This window comes from Streptomyces sp. 8L (assembly GCF_020176795.1).
Classification (GTDB): Bacteria; Actinomycetota; Actinomycetes; order Streptomycetales; family Streptomycetaceae; genus Streptomyces.
Map to the genome: position 1 here is coordinate 1 of NZ_JAIUKE010000655.1, position 3,277 is coordinate 3,277.

Below are 3,277 nucleotides of genomic sequence, written 5' to 3' on the forward strand. Positions count from 1 at the left end.
GCCCGGAGCCGGGGGCGGTCCGGCTAGGGGCGGTCACCGCCGTCGCCGGGGGCCGGATACTGCCCGGACCTGGCCCGGGTGGCACCGGCCTGGAGCGCCGACATCATCGAGCGGACCCGTGCCGGGCGGTCCGCCGGGTCCTCGTACGCCGGGTCCTCGTACGCCCGCGTCCGGTCCCATCCGCCGCGAGGCGCGGGTTCTGCGGGGTACGGCCGGCCGGCCGGGTAGGGGGAGGAACCGGACGGCGTGCGGGGTGCGGCGCCCGCGCGGGTGCCGTCCCCGGTCCGCGCGCCACCGGCCCGGGAGTACGTCCCGCCGGTTCGCGGACCGGCGGGAGTGGCCGCCGGGTACGCGCCGGGGCCCGGCGCCGGGGACCCGGCCTGCGCGGAGGGCGTGGAGGACCGCCCCTCGGACTGCCCGTGCGGTCCGCCCCAGCCAACGCCGCCGACGTATCCGTGCTGCTCCTGGCCGGTGTTGTCCCAGTCCATCAGCTGGCCCCCGGCCACCGCGGCGGACTCCGCGGCCAGTTCACCCGCGAGGCTCGCCTGGGGCACCCGGCGGGGCAGACCGTCGACCGTGTCCTCACCCTCGGGAAAACCGTGCGCGGGGTCCACCGGCGGCGGTGCGTACGAGCCGGTCTCGTATGAACCGGTCTCGTATGAACCGGTCGCGTACGAGCCGGTCGCGGACGAACCGCTCGCGGACGAACCGCTCGCGTGCGAACCGGTCGCGGACGAGCCGCCCGCGTACGAACCGGTCGCGTACGGGGTTCCCCCGGGGTGGGGCCCCGCCGGGCGGGGGGGCGCGGGGGGCGGGACGGGCGCGTCAGGTGCTACGGGCGCCACCGCAGGGGCCGCAGGGACCGCAGCGGCCCGTGGCGCGCGGCCGGGGCGCCGGGGGGGGGGGGGGCCCGGGCCCGCGGCGGACGGCAGCCCGGCGGGCGTCTCCAGGGCCGCGGTGTCCCACTCCAGCAGTTCCTCGGGGATCAGCACGACCGCGCTGACCCCGCCGTACGGAGAGCGCCGCAGAGTGACGTCGATGTGGTGCCGCTGGGCCAGCCGGCCGACCGTGACCAGGCCGAGCCGGGTGCTGTCCAGGGTGCTGACCTCCAGCGAGGCGCCGAGGCGCTCGTTCGCCGCCGCCAGTTCCTCGGGGGGCATCCCGACGCCCCGGTCGTCGATCTCGACGACAAGGCCGGTGGCCGCGGTGCCGACACTGACCCGGACCTCGCTGTCGGCCGACGAGAACGCCTCGGCGTTCTCGATGAGTTCGGCGAGGAGGTGGATCACGTCGGCGGCGGGCCGCCCCTGGACGCCGACGGCCGGCACCGGCATGACCACGACGCGGGCGTACTGCTCCGTCTCCGCGATACCCCCGCGCACCACGTCCACGACGGGCACAGGGCGGCGCCAGAAGCGGCCCGGCGACGTTCCCGACACGATGAGCAGGCTCTCGGCGTACCGCCGCATCCGGGTGGCGAGCTGGTCGAGTTCGAACAGCCGGTTGAGGGCCCTCGCGTCCTCCTCGTGCCGTTCCATCTCGTCGAGCATGCCGAGCTGGCGGTGGATCAGGACCTGGCTGCGCCGGGCGAGGTTCACGAAGAGCCGGCTGATGCCCTCGTGCAGCCGTACGTCCTCGCGGGCGAGTTCCACGGCGGTGAGCTGGAGCGCGTCGAACGCGGCACCCAGCTCGCCCATCTCGCGGTTGACGAAGACCTGCCGGGTCATCCCGGCGTCCACGTCGACGCTCTCCCCGCGCCGCAGCCGGCCGACGACGTCCCGCAGCTGGTCCTCGGTGAGGTTGCGCGAGGAGGTGCGCAGCCGCCCGATGTCGCCGAGCAGGGACCGGGCCATGCGCAGCGACATCAACACGGAGACGACCAGCGCCGTCAGGCCCAGCAGCCCCGCGAGGATCAGCTCCACGAAGGCGCGGTGCGCCGGCGGTCCCGTGCGGGTGAAGACCAGGGAGATGTCGTCCAGGGCGTAGCCGGAGGACTTCGCCGTCTGGGTGTCGAAGGCGGCGCGCCACTGGCCGATGGAGAACGGCAGCCGGCTCGCGTGCGGGCCCGCCTCGATGAGCTGGTCCTCCAGGGCGGAGACCCGGGCCACCGCGCCGCCGGGGGCCGCGAGCTTCAGCAGGGGTGCGCGCTGCGGGGCCGGCAGCTGGGCGAGTGCCTGGGCGTTGAGCACCCGCTGGGCCCCGATGTCCTGGACGACCGCCTTGTAGTCGTCCACGCCCAGCCGGTGCGCGGGGCTCGCGGCCGCCGCGGATATCAGCGCGTCCTCCTGCGACTGCCGGTCTCCCGCGGGGACCTGGATGTAGAGGGCCTGCCCGAAGTCCTGCGCGTCCTGGTCCGGCAGGAGCGTCATGCCCCTGAGCGCCTCGGCGATGCTCGCGCTGATGGCCGTGTACGCCGTGAGGACGTCGTTCTTCGACATGGTGTGCGCGGCCACGCCCCGCCGTACGGCGGAGAGGGTGCCGAGGGACTTGACAGCGTTGTCAACGCCCGTGCGCACGGTGTCGTTCTCCGCGTCGCGCACGTCGCTGTCGCGCGACTGCTTGAGGAACGCGGCGACGGCGTGGTCGGCGATCCCGCGGTCCCGGCTCAGGGCCGCGGAGTCGGAGCCGGGAACGGCCGTCTCGACCACCGCGTCGCGGCGTTCGGCCTCCAGCGCGACCACGGCGCGCCCCAGCGGCGCGGCGAGATGGCTGCCGATGGTGTCCACGTGTTCCAGGGTCAGCGCGTTCCCCAGGGACAGGTCCGCGGCATAGGCGCACAGGGCGGCCAGGGACACCAGCGGAAGCAGGAGCAGCGCCGTGAACTTACGGCGGATTGACCAACCATGACTTTTCACATGAGGCCCGTCGAGTGGTGGCGCGCAGGTGCCGGCGACGAATGGGGGTGGGGTGACGAATGGAGATGCGGTGAGGTGCAGTGCGGTGCGGTACGACGCGAGAAGCCCGTCCGCGGTCGGCTCCCCCGCTCGCGGCAGCCGGCGCCGATCACCCGGGGAGCCGTAGGCCGCGCGGCCGCACTCTCTCGTCGTGATCACGATAGGTCCGACACCCGGGGACACAGTAAAGATATTGCGACGCCTTGATTAACTACTGATATCTCCATGGCATGTTGTGTTGATTGCGCGTCAACTTCCTTGCCACTTATGGTCGTTTGCGCCTTTCGGCGACCACGCACAGCGCAGCGGGGGAACGCGGCGGGAGCGGGGGCGCACGGACCTCGGGGGCGCGGAAAACACCGGAGGGCGCGAAAACGGCGGAG

Annotated in this window: 1 protein-coding gene; it reads right to left on the reverse strand. The window is 73.9% G+C overall.

What is annotated here, in order from left to right; all coding sequences use genetic code 11:
* Positions 1 to 23: 23 nt before the first annotated feature.
* Complete coding sequence (locus tag LCE31_RS36580) at positions 24 to 2,855, reverse strand: nitrate- and nitrite sensing domain-containing protein (RefSeq protein WP_225022265.1); 2,832 nt, start codon at positions 2,853 to 2,855, stop codon at positions 24 to 26.
* Positions 2,856 to 3,277: the final 422 nt, after the last annotated feature.